General features: G+C 36.2%; 1 protein-coding gene. It reads left to right on the forward strand.

Annotated elements, in window-relative coordinates:
• The first annotated feature begins 92 nt into the window (after positions 1–92).
• Positions 93–962 (forward strand): IS982 family transposase, encoded by an 870-nt coding sequence (locus HJG58_RS18595; RefSeq protein ID WP_170249801.1) that lies wholly within the window; start codon positions 93–95, stop codon positions 960–962.
• Positions 963–977: the final 15 nt, after the last annotated feature.

Below are 977 nucleotides of genomic sequence, written 5' to 3' on the forward strand. Positions count from 1 at the left end.
AACCCGAATCGCGGATAAGAAATTGACTTGAAAAACATAAGGACTAGAGCCATCAGTTGAGTTACCACACCAAACTCACAGCTCTAGTCCTTATGTTCGATAGTACCCAATTATTTTGCGTCATTGATGATTTTTTTCTAAAATTTGAATCAATCTATTGGAAATTTCTAAAACAGAACTTTCAATGCCTAAGATGTCGACCTGCTCAGCTCAGTATTTCTGAAATTATATTTATTGCTGTTTGGTACAAGTGCTCTCATTTCAACAACTTCAAAGCATTCTTTACATCATTAAAACTGGACAAAAAACATTTATTTAAACAGCTTCCTTGTTATCAACGCATGATTCATCTGATCAATGCCCATCAACTGGCTTTACATGCTTTGCATTTCGCTTTGATGAAAGATCAGCAAAGTTCTTATTTATGGATCGATTCAACGACATTAGCTGTCTGTAAAAACCAACGAATACAACGGCATAAATCCCTAGCAGCAATTGCAACCCGTGGTAAAAGTTCTATGGGTTGGTTCTTTGGCTGTAAGCTGCATGTGCTTATGAATCAGTCTGGTGAAATGCTCAGTACAGCTTTATCTAATGGGCATACAGCAGATATTAAAATGGTTGAACAGTTAGTCAAAGGAATGACTGCCAAATTGTATGCTGATCGTGGCTATATTAGTCAAGAATTGCAGAGCACATTAAGAGTACAAAGTATTGATTTAATTACTTATCACCGAAAGAATATGAAATCTATACAGTTGTCAAAAGCAGATGAATACCATCTGAAACAACGCAAGAAAATAGAAACTTTATTCAGTTTGCTGAAAGGGACGTACAATTTAGTGACAACTAGAGCGAGAAGTGTTGCAGGCTATTTAGCTGGTATTTATGCATCTTTATGTGCTTATCAAATATGTCACCAAAATAAGCCGATAATTCGGGTTATGGAAATATCGGCTTAAGCGGGATTCGGGTTA

Origin of the sequence: Acinetobacter geminorum (genome assembly GCF_013009345.1) — a bacterium.
Lineage (GTDB): Bacteria > Pseudomonadota > Gammaproteobacteria > Pseudomonadales > Moraxellaceae > Acinetobacter > Acinetobacter geminorum.

Bases quoted from the DNA above. Each gene is read 5' to 3' on its own strand.
- HJG58_RS18595 (WP_170249801.1), top strand. From the start codon at position 93: ATGTTCGATAGTACCCAATTATTTTGCGTCATTGATGATTTTTTTCTA.